Source organism: Massilia aerilata (assembly GCF_042656905.1).
Taxonomy (GTDB): domain Bacteria; phylum Pseudomonadota; class Gammaproteobacteria; order Burkholderiales; family Burkholderiaceae_D; genus Telluria; species Telluria aerilata.
Genome location: NZ_JBHSMZ010000024.1, coordinates 55,026 through 70,068, shown reverse-complemented (window position 1 = coordinate 70,068; position 15,043 = coordinate 55,026). Strand labels below are relative to the sequence as shown.

Annotated in this window: 14 protein-coding genes; 8 read left to right on the top strand and 6 right to left on the bottom strand. The window is 63.4% G+C overall.

Annotation, left to right across the window (positions count from 1 at the left end):
- Positions 1-49: 49 nt before the first annotated feature.
- Positions 50-685, bottom strand: coding sequence for a TetR/AcrR family transcriptional regulator (locus tag ACFPO9_RS23760; protein WP_379775793.1), 636 nt, complete (start codon positions 683-685; stop codon positions 50-52).
- 88 nt (positions 686-773) lie between these two features.
- Between ACFPO9_RS23760 and ACFPO9_RS23755 the strand changes: the two genes are divergently transcribed.
- Genes ACFPO9_RS23755 through ACFPO9_RS23740 form a run of 4 tightly spaced genes read left to right on the top strand, consistent with a single transcriptional unit; the run spans position 774 to position 5,581 of the window.
- Positions 774-1,955, top strand: coding sequence for a lipid-transfer protein (locus tag ACFPO9_RS23755; RefSeq protein ID WP_379775791.1), 1,182 nt, complete (start codon positions 774-776; stop codon positions 1,953-1,955).
- 12 nt (positions 1,956-1,967) lie between these two features.
- Positions 1,968-3,110, top strand: coding sequence for an acyl-CoA dehydrogenase family protein (locus ACFPO9_RS23750; protein WP_379775788.1), 1,143 nt, complete (start codon positions 1,968-1,970; stop codon positions 3,108-3,110).
- A gap of 13 nt (positions 3,111-3,123) precedes the next feature.
- Positions 3,124-4,275, top strand: coding sequence for a CaiB/BaiF CoA transferase family protein (locus tag ACFPO9_RS23745; RefSeq protein WP_379775785.1), 1,152 nt, complete (start codon positions 3,124-3,126; stop codon positions 4,273-4,275).
- Between the two features lie 19 nt (positions 4,276-4,294).
- A complete protein-coding gene (locus ACFPO9_RS23740; protein WP_379775782.1) occupies positions 4,295-5,581 on the top strand; it encodes a DUF445 domain-containing protein in 1,287 nt (428 codons plus the stop codon).
- Here ACFPO9_RS23740 and ACFPO9_RS23735 read toward each other — a convergent pair.
- A complete protein-coding gene (locus ACFPO9_RS23735; RefSeq protein ID WP_379775779.1) occupies positions 5,578-7,641 on the bottom strand; it encodes an NAD(P)-binding protein in 2,064 nt (687 codons plus the stop codon). The two genes, ACFPO9_RS23740 and ACFPO9_RS23735, sit on opposite strands and share 4 nt — an antisense overlap.
- A 111-nt stretch (positions 7,642-7,752) precedes the next feature.
- On the opposite strand from ACFPO9_RS23735, the gene ACFPO9_RS23730 reads away from it, so the two are divergent.
- Positions 7,753-8,070 carry a putative signal transducing protein gene (locus ACFPO9_RS23730; protein WP_379775776.1) on the top strand — a complete coding sequence of 106 codons (318 nt, stop codon included), beginning with the start codon at positions 7,753-7,755 and terminating at the stop codon, positions 8,068-8,070.
- Positions 8,071-8,074: 4 nt separating this feature from the next.
- On the opposite strand, the gene ACFPO9_RS23725 is transcribed toward ACFPO9_RS23730, so the two are convergent.
- Positions 8,075-9,241: a mandelate racemase/muconate lactonizing enzyme family protein gene (locus tag ACFPO9_RS23725; protein ID WP_379775773.1), complete on the bottom strand. Its 1,167-nt coding sequence runs from the start codon at positions 9,239-9,241 to the stop codon at positions 8,075-8,077.
- A gap of 104 nt (positions 9,242-9,345) precedes the next feature.
- On the opposite strand from ACFPO9_RS23725, the gene ACFPO9_RS23720 reads away from it, so the two are divergent.
- The gene (locus tag ACFPO9_RS23720; RefSeq protein WP_379775771.1) at positions 9,346-10,260 is read left to right on the top strand and encodes a LysR substrate-binding domain-containing protein; all 915 of its coding nucleotides are present in this window, start codon (positions 9,346-9,348) and stop codon (positions 10,258-10,260) included.
- Here ACFPO9_RS23720 and ACFPO9_RS23715 read toward each other — a convergent pair.
- Positions 10,257-10,592, bottom strand: coding sequence for a hypothetical protein (locus ACFPO9_RS23715; protein WP_379775768.1), 336 nt, complete (start codon positions 10,590-10,592; stop codon positions 10,257-10,259). The genes ACFPO9_RS23720 and ACFPO9_RS23715 overlap by 4 nt on opposite strands.
- Positions 10,593-10,616: 24 nt before the next feature.
- Between ACFPO9_RS23715 and ACFPO9_RS23710 the strand changes: the two genes are divergently transcribed.
- Both ACFPO9_RS23710 and ACFPO9_RS23705 read left to right on the top strand, forming a co-directional pair.
- Positions 10,617-10,895 carry a hypothetical protein gene (locus tag ACFPO9_RS23710; protein ID WP_379775765.1) on the top strand — a complete coding sequence of 93 codons (279 nt, stop codon included), beginning with the start codon at positions 10,617-10,619 and terminating at the stop codon, positions 10,893-10,895.
- A 14-nt stretch (positions 10,896-10,909) separates the two neighbouring features.
- Positions 10,910-11,062, top strand: a complete 153-nt coding sequence (locus ACFPO9_RS23705; RefSeq protein ID WP_379775762.1) for a hypothetical protein — start codon at positions 10,910-10,912, stop codon at positions 11,060-11,062.
- Between the two features lie 105 nt (positions 11,063-11,167).
- Here ACFPO9_RS23705 and ACFPO9_RS23700 read toward each other — a convergent pair whose 3' ends face one another.
- Positions 11,168-12,415, bottom strand: a complete 1,248-nt coding sequence (locus ACFPO9_RS23700) for a hypothetical protein (RefSeq protein WP_379775760.1) — start codon at positions 12,413-12,415, stop codon at positions 11,168-11,170.
- Positions 12,416-12,426: 11 nt separating this feature from the next.
- Positions 12,427-14,907, bottom strand: coding sequence for a phospholipase effector Tle1 domain-containing protein (locus ACFPO9_RS23695; protein ID WP_379775757.1), 2,481 nt, complete (start codon positions 14,905-14,907; stop codon positions 12,427-12,429).
- Positions 14,908-15,043: the final 136 nt, after the last annotated feature.

Genomic DNA, 15,043 nt, shown 5'->3' with positions numbered 1-15,043 from the left:
TGCGCGTGGGCACGTGGTGCCCACCCTACATGACGAGGAGGTTTACATTTTACGGCATCGTGGCCAGTGCGAGCAGCGCCTTGCGCAGCGATGCCCGCACCGCATCGAACTGCGTGCGCCGGCGCCGCTTGTCGAGCCGGAACAGCATCAGGCCCTCGATCTGCGCCACCATCAGGATCGCGCGCTGCATGGTTTCGTCGTCGGAGATGCCGGGGTTCAGGCCGCGGATCAGGTTGTAGACCGTCTTGCGCTCGCGCCCCAGCATCTTGTCCATCAGGTTCGAGGCGAAGGGATTGCGCGAGGCCAGCGCCCAGAGCTCGAAAAAGAAGGCGTGGGTGAGCGGATCGGTGATCTCGTCCAGGAACATGTCGACCGTGGTGAGGAAGCGTTCGAGCTGCGAGCGCTCGCTCATGGCCGCGGCGATGGCGTCCATCCTGGCCTGGAACGTATCCATGGTGGTCAGCAGCAGGGCTTCCAGCAGCAGGTCCTTGCTACCGTAGTAGTGCTGCACGTTCGACAGGCTCATGCCGGCCTCCTGGGCCACGCGCCGCATCGACAGCCCGGCATAGCCATCCGCGGCGAGCAGGGCGCGCGCCGCCTCGAGGATGTCCTGCGCCCGGCCCAGGCCCTTCTCGGTGGTGCCGGAAGCCTTGTTCCTGAGCGTGCTGTCGAGTGTCGTCTCCATGCGCCGATTATACTTTATCGACTAGTACAGTTGACCTATAATTGCCTGAAATTAGGTCGGATGACCTGTAAAACCCGAGGAGACAGCGATGAGCCAGAAAGTATTCGTCACCGGCGTAGGCATGATCCCCTTCGCCAAGCCGGGCGCCAGCGCGCCCTACCACGAGATGGGCGCCCTGGCCGCGCGCGCCGCGCTCGACGATGCCGGCATCCCCTACGATAGCGTCGAGCAGGCCTATGTCGGCTATGTGTACGGCGATTCGACCTGCGGCCAGAAGGCGCTGTACGGCGTCGGCATGACCGGCATCCCCATCGTCAACGTCAACAACAACTGCTCGACCGGCTCCACCGCGTTGTACCTGGCGCGCCAGGCCGTGCAGAGCGGGGCGGCCGACTGCGTGCTGGTGCTGGGCTTCGAGCAGATGAGCCCCGGCGCACTGGCCTCGGTCTTCAACGACCGTCCCGCGCCCTTCGACGATTTCGACGCCGTCACCGAGCGCCTGGTCGGCCGTGCGGACATCCCGCTGGCGCTGCGCTACTTCGGCGGCGCCGGCCTGGCGCACATGGAAAAATACGGCACGCCGCTGAACGCCTTCGCCCGCATCCGCGCCAAGGCCAGCCGCCACGCCGTCAACAACCCGCTGGCGCTGTTCCGCAAGGCAGTGACGGAGCAGGACGTGCTGGACGCGCCCGAGATCTGGCCGGGCGTGATGACCCGCCTGATGGCTTGCCCGCCGACCTGCGGCGCCGCCGCCGCGGTGCTGGTTTCCGAAAGCTTCGCCAGGAAGCACAATCTGCGCGCCGACGTCCACATCGCCGCCCAGGCCATGACCACCGACCGCCCCAGCACCTTCGATGCGGACGACATGATGCGCCTGGTCGGCTACGACATGAGCAAAGAAGCGGCAAACAAGGTCTATGCCCAGGCCGGCCTCGGCCCCGAAGACCTCGACGTGGTCGAGTTGCACGACTGCTTCGCCCACAATGAACTGATCACCTACGAAGCCCTGGGCCTGTGCCCGGAGGGCGGCGCCGACAAGTTCATCAGCGAGGGCGACAACACCTACGGCGGCCAGGTCGTGACCAACCCGTCGGGCGGCCTGCTGTCGAAGGGCCACCCGCTGGGCGCCACCGGCCTGGCGCAGTGTTTCGAGCTGACCCACCAGCTGCGCGGCAGCGCCGGCGCGCGCCAGGTCGAGGGTGCGCGGGTCGCCCTGCAGCACAACCTGGGCCTGGGCGGCGCCTGCGTCGTCACCATGTACCGCGTATAAGAGGAGAGAAGCATGGACTACGTCTCTCCCTGGATGGATGCCGAGCTCGAGGGATTCCGCGACGCCGTGCGCCGCTTCGTCGACCACGAGGTCGCCCCGCATCAGCAGCGCTGGCGCGAGCAGCAGCATGTCGACCGCGAAGTCTGGAGCAAGGCCGGCGAGATGGGCCTGCTGCTGGCCGACATCCCCGAAGAATACGGCGGCTCGGGCGGCAGCTTCGCCCACCAGTGCGTGGTGTTCGAGGAGCTGTGCTACGCCGGCGACACCGCCTTCGGTCTGCACGTGCACGCCATCGTCGCCCACTACCTGCTGAACCAGGGCACCGAAGAGCAGAAGCGGCGCTACCTGCCGAAGCTGGCCAGCGGCGAGACGATCGCGGCCATCGCCATGTCGGAGCCGGGCGCCGGCTCCGACCTGAAAGGCATCCGCAGCACGGCCATCCGGAGCGGTGACGGCTACCGCCTGAACGGCTCCAAGACCTTCATTTCGAACGGCTACATGGCCGACCTGATCCTGGTGGTGGCCAAGACCGATCCGGCTGCGGGGGCCAAGGGGGTGTCGCTGATGCTGGTCGAAACACGCGACACGCCTGGATTCCGCGTCGGCCGTATCCTCGAAAAAGTCGGGCAAAAGGGTCAGGACACCTGCGAGCTGTTCTTCGACGATGTCCACGTACCGCTCGAGAATGTGCTGGGCGGTGAAGAGGGCAAGGGCTTCGCCCAGCTGATGACCGAGCTGCCCTACGAGCGCACCATCGTCGGCGTGTGCGGCGTGGCCTCGATCGAGCGCGCCATCCGGCTGACCGTCGAGCACACCAAGGAGCGCAAGGCCTTCGGCCAGGCCCTGATCGAGATGCAAAATACCCGCTTCGTGCTGGCCGAGGCCAAGACCGAGGGGTTTGTGGCGCGCGTGTTCGTCGATCGCTGCATCGAGGATTTGATTGCCGGCCGCATGGACACGGTGCAGGCCTCGATGGCCAAGTACTGGATCACCGACCTGCAATGCAAGATCGTCGACCAGTGCGTTCAGCTGTTCGGCGGCTACGGCTACATGCTGGAATACCCGATCGCGCAGATGTATGTCGACGCTAGAGTCCAGCGCATCTATGGCGGCGCCAACGAGATCATGAAAGAGATCATCGCCCGTTCGTTGTAATCGGAGGAATCGAATGCCTGGACCTTTATCCGGACTGAAGGTGATCGAAATGGTCGGCATCGGCCCATGCCCCTTCGCGGCCATGATGCTGGCCGATATGGGCGCGGACGTGATCCGCATCGACCGCAAGCCCGACCCCAATGCGCCGAACCCCTACCCGATACTGGGCACGAAGTTCGACGTGATGGCGCGCGGGCGCCGCTCGCTGGCGCTGGACCTGAAGGATCCGCGCGCCCGCCAGCTGCTGCTCGACCTGGTGGCCAAGGCCGACGTGCTGGTCGAGGGCTTCCGCCCCGGCGTGATGGAGCGCCTGGGCCTCGGCCCCGATCCCTGCCTGGACCGCAATCCGCGCCTGGTCTACGGCCGCGTGACCGGCTGGGGCCAGAACGGCCCGCTGTCGCAGGCGGCCGGGCATGACCTGAATTACGTGGCGCTGTCCGGCATGCTGCACGCCATGGGACGAGCGGATGGCCCGCCGGCGCCGCCATTGAACCTGGTCGGCGACTTTGGCGGCGGCGCGATGATGCTGGCCTTCGGCGTGGTCTGCGCCGCGCTGGAAGCGAAGAACTCCGGCAAGGGCCAGGTGGTCGACGCCGCCATGACGGACGGCGCCGCGCTGCTGGGCGCGATGATGTACGGCCTGCGCGCCTTCGGCTCCTGGAAGGGCGAGCGCGAAGCCAACCTGCTCGACGGCGGCGCTCCGTTCTATGATTGCTATGCCTGCGCGGACGGGAAATTCGTCTCGATCGGCGCGATCGAGCCGCAGTTCTATGCCGAGCTGCTGGCGCTGGCCGGCGTCGAGGATCCGCAATTCGGCAAGCAGTGGCGCCAGGCTGACTGGCCCGAGCTGAAGCGCAAGTTCGCCGCGCTGTTCGCCACCCGCACCCGCGCCGAATGGTCGGCGCTGCTGGAAGGGACCGACGTCTGCTTCGCGCCCGTGCTCGACATGGCGGAAGCGCCGCGCCACCCGCACAATGCGGCGCGCGGCACCTTCGTCGAGCGCGACGGCGTGACCCAGCCGGCGCCGGCGCCGCGCTTCTCGCGCACCGAGCCGGAAATCGGCGCCCGGCCCTCCAGCCCAGGCCAGGATGGCGCGGCGGTGCTGGCGGACTGGGGCTGGAGCGCGGCCAGCGTGGAGGCCCTGCGGCGCGCCGGCGTCGTCTAGGCTGGGCTAAGATGGCGCGGTGAACCCAGCCATATCCCGAACGCTCGATAAGAAGACCGAACTGCGCCAGTCGAAACGGCTGGCGCTGTCCTTCTTTATCGGCGCCGCCGTCCTGTTCGTCGTCTCCCTGTTCCTGACGCCGAGCTGGTGGACCGGCCTGCTGAAGGCCTTCGCCGAAGCCGCGATGGTGGGCGCGCTGGCCGACTGGTTCGCGGTCGCCGCGCTGTTCCGGCGCATCCCGATTCCGGTCGTCTCGCGCCACACCGAGATCATCCCCGCCAACAAGCACCGCATCGCCGACAACCTGGCCGCCTTCGTGCACGATAAATTCCTCGACACGGATTCCATCGTGCGCCTGATCCAGCGCCACGACCCGGCGCAAAAGGTGGCCGACTGGCTGACCCAGCCCGCAAATACCCAACAGCTGGGCCGCTACCTGGTCAAGACCGCCGGCTGGGCGCTCGACTTCATCGAAGACGCCGCCGTGCAGAACTTCGTGCGCCGCGCCGTGCACGGCATGATCCAGGGCGTCGACCTGTCGAAGACCGCCGGCACCATCCTCGAAAGCGTGACGCGCGACGGCCGCCACCAGCAACTGCTCGACGAGGGCATCCATCAGCTGGCGAAGCTGCTGGACAATGAAGAGACCCAAGCCTTCATCGCCCAGGGCATCGTCGACTGGCTGCGCGACGAGTACGCCTTGATGGAGAAGATGCTGCCCTCGGAACTCATCGGCCGCAAGGGCGCGGACCTGACCGTCAAGCTGGCCGCCGGCATCCTCAAACGCGTCAGCGAAGACCCGCAACACCCGCTGCGCCAGCGCTTCGACGCCTACACTGGCGACTTCATCGCGCGCCTGCAGGCCGACCCGGCTTTCCTGGAAAAGGGCGAGGACATCAAGCGCTACCTGATCGGCGACGAAACCCTGAACGGCTATCTCGGTTCGCTGTGGAGCGATTTGAAAGCCTGGATCAAGGCCGACCTCGACAAGGAGGACTCGACCCTGCGCCGGCGCCTGGAAGCCACCGGCGCCTGGGTCGGGCGCACGCTGGCCGAGGATCCGCTACTACGCGCCTCGCTCAACGAAAACCTGGAGCTGGCGGCGCGGGGCGCCGCGCCCGAGTTCGCGGGCTTCCTGACCAGCCACATCGCCGACACGGTGAAGAATTGGGACAGCCGCGAGATGTCGGAGCAGATCGAACTGAATATCGGCAGAGATCTGCAGTACATCCGCATCAATGGCACCGTGGTCGGCGGGCTGATCGGCGTGGTGCTGTACTGCCTGTCGACGCTGCCCTTCCTCTAATCCGCATCGTTGTCGCCAAGGATCTCGGCCGGAAACCCGCCGATCGCGCGCGCGGCCTGCATCCCGCCCATCACCGCCGCTTCGACGCAGCCGGAATCGAGCCCGGTGCGCAGCCAGTCGCCGGCCAGGAACAGGTTTTCCAAACCCGTTCCCTCGCTGGCCAGGCGATGCGCGCTGCTGCCGGCCACCGACAGCACATAGCGCTCGGACGGGTCGACGTTGGCGCGCCAGTACTGGCGGTCCATGCGCGCCGGTCCCTCGGCTTCGAGCGGATCGACCAGCCATTGCCAGGGAAAGCCGCTGCCGGCCTCCTTCCACAGCGCGCCGATGCGATCGTTCAGCAGTTCGACCGCGTTGGCTTTCGCCTGCGCGGCCGCGCGCGCGGGGAAGCCGGTGTCGGACTGCGGCGGTATCTCCGCCAGCGCCATCGCGCCGCAGAAGTAGTGGGCGCTCTTCGGGGCGATGGCCGGCGGCCAGTCCTCGGCGGGTAATACCTGGCTCATCGCGGCCCAGGTGTCGCAGGGCTGGCTGAAACCGGTCAGGATCGGCTCTTCGCCGTTTGGCAGATAAGTCCAGCCCAGGGCCTGGGTGTTGCGGTTCAGCCAGACCTGGCAGGCCTGCGTGACCACGGTGCGCAGCGCGGCGCTGGTCGATGCAAGCGGCGGGCTGGCGGCCAGCAGCGCAGGCGCAACCAGCGGCAGCGTGGCGACCGGCAGGCCGAGCACCACATGGTCGAAGTCGCGTCCGCGCCGCAGCACGCGCTGAGGCAGGTCCTTGCCGAAGGCTTCACGGTACAGCCGCGGCCAGTCGCTCCACCAGGATTCCAGGTCGACCGCGTGTTCCTGCAGCAGCGCCGCCTGGGCCGGGTCGAGCTGGCCGTAGTCGGGCAGGTCAGGCCAGCAGGGCAGGCCCTCGACCTGGACCAGCGGCCGGTAATCGCCGCCCGTGACATCCGCCTGCACCGACATCCGGACCGCATCGACGCTGCCTTCGGCGGCGGTGATCTCTTCGACACGGTGAAAAAAGGCGAAGCGCACGCCGCGCCGCGCCAGCACCTCGTACAGCGGCGCGAACACGGCGTCGCCCATGCCCGCCTGCATCCGGTACATCAGGGCGCCGCGGTAGGCGAAGGACATCCGCATCATCCAGCGCAGCGCCACGCCGGCTTCCAGGTTGGGGCGGGCCGGGTCGCCGTCCTCGAAGGCGAAAAGCTGGGCGTACATCGCGTTCACCGGCGCCGAATCCACGCACAGTGCCGGGTCGCCGCCGTGCCGGCGCAGCCAGGCGCGCAGGTCTTCGCGGTTGATTGGGTCGAAACCGCGCGTGAACACGCCGTCGGCCAGCATCCCGCGCAGCAGGGTGATGCCGATGTGCAGGCCGACCAGGGTGCGGCGCGTGCGGTCGTCGTCGATGAGGGCGGCCTGCGTGGTCCGCAGCTGGACTTCGGCGCGCCCCAGTGTCGCCAGCAGGCGCGCGTGGTCGGCGCCGGTGTGCAGGTGGGCGTCGAGGGGCAGCGTGGATGCCTGGTCTTGCAGCTCGGTGAAGGGATCGCCGAAGATGCCGGTCGGCGCTCTTGCCGTTGGCTGGAGCTCGCTGTGCCATTGCCGCAGCCATTTGATGCCTTCCAGCGCCATGCGCCAGGGCGAGACCGGTTCGCTGCCGGCGCCTGGCTCGCCGGGACGGCGCGGCAGCACCAGGTGCCACGGCCGCCAATCGCTGCCCACCTGCTCGGCCAGCACCACGTAGTCATGCGGCTGGAATGCCTGGTCCCAGCGCGCCAGCGGCGCATCGAGCGGCCGTCCGAGCTCTTGGTAGGCCGCGCGCAGCATCGCGAAGGCGTTCGCATAGAAGCCGAACCAGATGTGCAGGCCATGCTCCTCGATGCGCTGGGCCTGCGCGGCATTACGCCCGCTCGCCCCCTTGCCGCCGAGGCGCCAGCCCTGCTGGTAGACGGTAATCTCGTAGCGTTCCCGCCATCCGGGCTGGGCGCTCAGGTAGAAGGCCGCGGCCAGCGAACCGGCGCCGCCGCCGAGGACGGCGATTTTCTGCAGCTGGGCCATTGTCACCTCCATGGATGGTCGACCATGGTCCAGTGTAGGAGGCTGCACAGCTGCCGTATTCGGCTGGATCAGAGCCTGGGCCGGGTGTAAGATGAGCTACAGGAGGATGTCATGACACACGCATCGCATGCCGTGCTGGCCGGGGCGCCCGAAACCGCGCTCATGCCCGGACGCGACCTGTTCGAGGTCGCGCGCTACCTGATTCCGATGGAAGCCAGCCTGGTGCAAGGCTGCCTGGTGGCCTCGGGCATCCCGGCGGTGCTGGCCGACGCCCATCTGATGCAGACCGACCTGCTGCTGGCGCCAGCGCTCGGCGGCGTGCGCATCCTGGTGCCCGAAGCGCATCTGGTCCAGGCCCAGGCCGTGCTGGAGGCCTTCCAGCGCGGCGAATTCGCCCTGAGCGAAGACGCCGACGTCGGCGAAGCCTAGGGATTCAGCTCGACAGCTTCTGCATCTCGCGATACAGGTCCGCCTTGCCCTCGAAGCCGATGCCAGGCAGGTCCGGCATCGTCACATAGCCGTTCTCCACCTTTACGCCGTCCGGGAAGCCGCCGAAAGGCTGGAACAGGTCCGGATAGGACTCGTTGCCGCCCAGGCCCAGGCCGGCCGCGATGTTCAGCGACATCTGGTGGCCGCCGTGCGGGATGCAGCGCGTACGCGACCAGCCGTGCTGGTGCAGCATGTCCAGCGTGCGCAGGTATTCCACCAGACCGTACGACAGCGCGCAGTCGAACTGCAGCCAGTCACGGTCCGCGCGCATGCCGCCGTAGCGGATCAGGTTGCGCGCGTCCTGCATCGAGAACAGGTTCTCGCCGGTCGCCATCGGCTTGTCGTAGTAGTTGCGCAGGGTCGCCTGCAGCTCGAAGTCGAGCGGGTCGCCGGCTTCCTCGTACCAGAACAGATCGTACTGCGACAGCGCCTTGGCATACCGGATCGCGGTATCGAGGTCGAAGCGACCATTGGCGTCCACCGCCAGCTTCTGGCCGTGCTGCAGCACCGACAGGATGGAATCGATGCGGCGCAGGTCCTCGTCCAGCGAGGCGCCGCCGATCTTCTTCTTGACGACCGTGTAGCCGCGGTCGATATAGCTGCGCATCTCGTCCTTCAGCTTTTCATGGTCCTGGCCCGGGTGGTAGTAGCCGCCAGCCGCGTACACGAAGACCTTGCGGTCCGGCTGCCCGTTGCCGTAACGGTCCGCCAGCAGCTGGAACAGCGGCTTGCCCTCGATCTTGGCGACCGCATCCCACACCGCCATGTCGATGGTGCCGATCGCCACCGAGCGCTCGCCGTGGCCGCCCGGCTTCTCGTTGGTGAACATCGCATCCCAGATGCGGTGCGGATCGAGGTTGTCGCCTTTGTCGTTGAGAAGCGAGCCGGGATCGGCTTCCAGGATGCGCGGGATGAAGCGCTCGCGCATCAGCTTGCCCTGGCCATAGCGGCCGTTCGAATTGAAGCCATAACCAACCACGGGTTTGCCGTCGCGGATCACGTCCGTGATCACGGCCACGAGGCTCAGCGTCATCTTGCTGAAGTCGATGTAGGCATTGCGGATGGAAGAGCTGATGGGGAGGGTCTGTTCGCGGATCTCGACGATTCTCATGATGGCTTGCCTGTGTGGTTCTCTGGAGCCGTCAGCTTAGTTCGTGCCGGGCCGTCTATAATTTCCCGACGTCGAATTGATTATTAACTTGAGGTGAATAGCGGATGAGGCCCGACCATACGGCAGACATGGACTTCTTCGTGCTGGTGGCCCGCCACGGCAGCCTGGCCGCGGCCGCGCGCGCCCTCGACCTGACACCGCCCGCCGCTACCAAGCGCCTGGCCCAGCTGGAAGCGAGGCTGGGCGTGCGCCTGGTGAACCGCACCACGCGCCGCATCAGCCTGACCGGCGAGGGCGAGATCTACCTGCTGCATGCAACGCGTATCCTGGACTCGATTCGCGAGATGGAAGACGCGGTGGCCGGCGGGCGCGCAGCTTTGAAGGGACTCCTGCGCGTGAATGCGACCCTGGGTTTCGGCCGCACCACGATCGCGCCCATCGTCTCCGCATTCGCGCAGCGTTACCCGCAGGTCGAGGTGCAGATGGAGGTGACGGACCGCCCGGTCGACCTGGCCGACGGCGGCATCGACCTGGCGATTCGCTTCGGCGCGCTGCCGGACAAGCGCCTGAATGCGCGCCGGGTGATGTCGAACCGGCGCTTCCTGTGCGCCTCGCCTTTGTACCTGCAGCGGCATGGCCTGCCTGCTTCGCTGGCCGATCTCACGCGCCATCGCTGCATCGTGCACCGCCAGAACGACGAGGCGCACGGCGTCTGGCGCTTTTATTCAGGCGAAGGGGACGAGCACGGTGAGGTGGTCAAGGTGCATGGCGCGCTGTCGAGTAACGACGGCGACATCGTGCTGGGCTGGGCGCTGGACGGTCACGGCATCCTGGTGCGCTCGGAGTGGGACCTGGCACGCTATGTAGAGAGCGGGCGGTTGCAGATCGTGCTGCCGCAGTACCGGCTGCCGTCGGCGGATCTGTTTGTGTATTACTTGAACCGGCGGAACCAGGCGGCGCGGACGCGGGCTTTTATCGACTTCCTGGTCGAGCATTTCAGCCAGCCGTCGGCGGCTTAGCTCTCCATCGAGATCTCGGCGACCTTGCCCTTGCCGTCGAAGCGCACGCTGATCACGTAGTCGGTGACCTTGCCCGGCAGGGTGAAATCGAAGTGTTCCAGCTCGTCGTTTTCGCCCCAGTGCTCGCGCAGTTCGAGGATGTCGAGCACGGCGCCGGGATTAGGACGGGCCGTGTCCATCTGCTCCTGCCAGTATTCGGGCGGGAGTTCTTCGAGGTGGAAGGCGACGAACATGGCGGCGCCGGAGTCCTCGTCTTCCATGTTGAAGCCATTCTTGATGGCCTGGCGCGCGGCGGCTTCGCGGCGGGCCAGTTCGGCGGCTTGGTCGGTCATCTAGGTGCTTTCTCAGGCGGTCTGGTGATAGGGTCGCGCATCGACTTCGTCGAAGAGCGTTTGCAGGCGTGGCTCGAATCGTGCCATTGTATCGGGCGGCGGCATGAAGCGATAGCCGATTGCGGCCGCGCCGAATTCCGCTTCGAGCGCAGCCTATTCGAGGGGCGGCAGGTCGAGGAAGGCGAGGTCGCTGGAGTGAAAGGAATCGATGCAGAAGCGGATCTCGGCAATCCCTTTCATGAGGCGGCCCAAGGAAGGATAACGACCACGTTGTCATCTCGGTCTTGCTTTACCAGCGCCTGAATCCTGCGTCCGGTATGCGTAAGGAAAAAGTCCTCTTTCTTGCCATCGGCGATGAAGGTCACGGCTTTTGCGCCGCGTTTGCCGGCAAACAGCTAGTTCTAGCGATCGACAGCTTCGCTATTCCCGGTTCACAGGAAGTCGTTTTTAAGCTCGCCTACTGGATATAGCGGGTCCATAAGTTCTTTCGCTTAGGCGTGGCGAGGATCATGCATGCCATACGGTACGACACGAAGCGAGTCACCGGACCACGCTCAGGCTCAGCTGGGCTCAGCTCAGGTCGGGCTGGGGGAAACTTCCCCCACTCCGGTAGACACTTCGGACTTATGATTGGACTTCCCCGGTTTCGTGATTTCATCGCCGCCCTCACGAATACTGACAAAGGTTCCATCTGGCCGACTGCGCCTGAGTCGCCAATGGAGCTTGATGCCGCTGTCCGTCCAGATGAAATACAGATAGATAAGACTGCTAGCTACCTTGTAAGGTTGGGCATTGCGGGTTGCTATGGAGATCTCATTACGCACCTCTTGAGGAATGCGGCTGCGCACCAGTACTCGTTCGCTTTTTCGTGGACGGGCGCTGGAGATTTCGAGGCAGCGCCAATGATATGCTGACTCGGATTCACCTCGTTTGCGTGGAATCTCGGCATCAGGTAACAATGCCCATTTGAAATCAACCCACTCAGGAAGTTCTTGTTCACTTTCGAAGACCATTGGCTTTTCGCCGCCAGAGAAAGGTTTGTCGGTATAAGCGAAGCCTGGTGACCCGGAAAAAACCGATCCGCTCGCCGAGGCCGGATAGCGTCTGGGGCGGCCCCCTGTGGCTGGGCCACCCGGACCACCCGGATCGACCACAATCTTATTATTCTCGATCGCGTTCGAGTACGCTGCGATCATGGTCGTGCCGGCTGGAGTGACCTCATCCCCACCTTGATGAGAGTAATACTGCGAACCTTGTCGGTGCCAAATTTCCCAACGAAATTTGATGCCGTAGTCTGTCCAGACGAAATAGACCTGAATGCTGGCTTTGTTGAGCTGGTCTTTTGGAGTATGCCGGTTGGCCTCGATTACTGAGGTTACCACCTCGGTAGGGACGCGGTCACGAATGAGTACCCTCTGCTTCTTGATGGGATAAGAATAGAATTCATCCATCATTTTTTTTTGCCAGTCCTTATGAGCTTGCGATAAGGAATCCATGGGTGTTGGATCGGGCGGACTCTTCGGTGTCTCACGCCACTCAAAATCAACATACAAGGGGAGATCGCGCCCATCCGGAGCTCCTCCCATCGTTGCCCCAGCAATAAGGGGATTGTCGTTTGGCTTACTTCCCCCGCTGAGACTTCCAGGGTCGGGAAATTCTGTTCCATCCGGCAAGCGCGCGCTTATAATGTTGATGTCCCTATTTTTGATGGCGTTTGTATAGGTGAGTGTCATTCCTGGCCCCGCCAACGGAGAGCCGGCAAGAAGGGCGGTCATGAAAATAAGCATGATGCCCCCCATAAACAGAAACCGTATATTGCTCATTCCGGGCGCTCCTAGTTGCATAGCGGTGTAGGCGAAAGACCTGTGTAGCTTATGCTAACTCCCTGAGTAGTGAGCCACTTACTGTATTTGGCCATGTCTACCTGCCCAACAGCGACATTCCCGTCCTTGCCACAAGCAGTCCGGTAGTATGATACGAAGCCTCGTGCCCATGCTGTGTTATTGCTGCCGACGATAGCGTCGGCTTGATTCACGCTTTTTCCATTGCCGTAAATGAACTGCCTTTCGTCGACTGAGGGAGGATCTCCTAGTCGGTGCGTATTGTTACGGCTCTTATCGTGAAGAATAGGATTGGTAATCTTGTCCCATCCAGCGTTAGAAATTGTCTTGTCATTAAACTTGATTCCTTGGCCCTTGGCTTGCTGTACAACCCACATTAATGCGGCATCTGAGAGGTCGCCGGTTCCATAACCACCTCCAATATCGGCATGGCTGCCGACAAAACCTATTTCAATCCGGTTATTAGTATTAGGTGATGAGGGAGAGTTCAAGATGGAACGACCGTTAAAATGAGTCGTGCCACCTCGGTGTTCATTGAGCGCGACAGCATGCACTGCATATTTAACTTGTGAAGGAATTCCGAAGTCATATTTATTTTCATCGTTAAGAATGGCGCCAAGATGCGGAACAGTATCCCATAAGCCCTCGAATCTGAGGTTAATGCAGCGGCTCGTGCCCTCGAAGGTATAGGCACCATTTTTTAATTTGCTTACCAGTTGGTTGACCCATGCGCGCGCTTCTGCCGCACCTCGACTGAAGCCAATAACGTCGATATCTAAGATTTCATTTCCGGGGACGGTGCGAATAAAGGTGTTTAGAAAGCTGAATCCGAGTGCCACGCGCTGGTCGAAGCCATCACCGTTGTATATGCTACCTTCATATTGCATGTCCTTATTCGTAGTGCCGATGCCGGTGATGTAGTACTTTGGACCGTTTACCTTTTCGTCGTAGGCGCTCAAAAATTTTCGCACGTTTGATATTGAATCGGCAGCAGGCGGCGTTTCCGAATTTCCAGTCCCATCAAATGCAAACAGGATCAGGCCCTGAGGATCAATGTATCTCAATGGATTGTCGTTCACATAGATAAAGGGGTTGGAGCCTCCGTGCAGGCCCAGTGGGTCGGGCGTAAGGTAGCGACCTTGAGCGGGATCGTAGTAACGGCGGTCGTTGTAGTGCAGCCCGGTTTCCTTATCAGCGTACTGTCCTGGCAGGCGTAAATTCAGCTCAAAGTTGGGCACATTCAGGGCGGGCTTCCTCTGCGTGACCGTTGGCATGAGCTTACCGAAAGGACTGTACGCCGCTTGCCAGATGGGCTTGCCTCTCGCATCCGTAGCCATCTCTGTAGCGCCAAGATGGTTGCTGTGCAGGTAGACGGTAGTCTCGCCCACGCCGAACCAGACGCGCCAGAGGGTAGCGATGGTGGCCATAAAACCTCTAGACGCCGTGCCGGTGGCGCCTTCGGTCACGTCAATCGTAGTGTCAATGACAGCCACGGGCTGTTCAGCCAAATAGACATATTGGCGCCTTAGCACCCCCTTGCCGTCCAGTTCGGCCACAAGCTTGCGGTCTTCATACATATAATATGTGTGCGAAGCCCCTGCAGTTTTCTCGATCCGCTCGCCCCGGTGGTTGTAGCGGTAACGCGCCAGTACTTGCTGCCCTTCGCGGACCTCCAACAGTCTTCCGGTTGCGTCCCACACGAAGCTGCGGTGGCCGAGCCGCTCCGGTTGGCCTTCGGCGTCGTAATGCGCGTCTTCCAAGCTAGCGTCTCTCGTCTGGGTTTGCCAGAAGTTCCCTCTTTGGGGATAGCTGGTCTTGACAGTATTGCCGCGGAGGTCGTTCTGGTCCGCGAGCCCTTCCTGCGCCAACAGACGATTGCCATTACCGTCGTAGTGGTAGCGGGAAAAGCTGGCAATCGGCCCGGCCGCTGCTGCGATAAGGCGATCACGTGTATCGTACGCATAGCTGCTTGCTGCGTCTCTGTCGCGCGTATGCAGCAGATTCCCTTGCGCATCCCAGAGGTAACGGTGGTCGAGCAGTGCTTGCGGGTCGGGTAGAAGCCCGAGCGCGCCGGGAAGCGTCGGTCGCTTTGCATCCGCTGTGACAGCAGGCATCTCCGACGCAGGGTTGATGCTCAGGATGGCTTCCAGCATGCGGCTGCTTTTCTCGTGTAGTACCGGTAGCCGTGGGTCGCGATAGACAATGCGCGCCAAGTTGCCTTCCTGACTGCGCTGGTAGTATGCCTCGATGCCGTTACCGTAGGTCAAGTGCTTCAGCCCCACGACATCGCGCTCGAGATTCTGTACGATAGTTTGCTGCGGGCGCAACCAGCACAGCCACTGGCTACAAGCACGGCTGCGCTCGAGTGCAGTGATCTGGTTTTGCGCGTTGCGCCGGTATTTGAGCGTGCTGCCATCGGGCAGGCTAACACCGGCCAGCCTACCCATGGCATCGTAGCGGTAGCGCGTCGTCATGCTGACTTGGGCACCACCGGTGAGCTTGAGGATGATGTTCTTTGCGCTGACGCGGCCCTCCCCATCATAGTCGTAACGCTCTGCCTGGTTTGGATCGTCGATGGCGATAAGGTGCGGCCCTTCGTAGTGCCAAGTG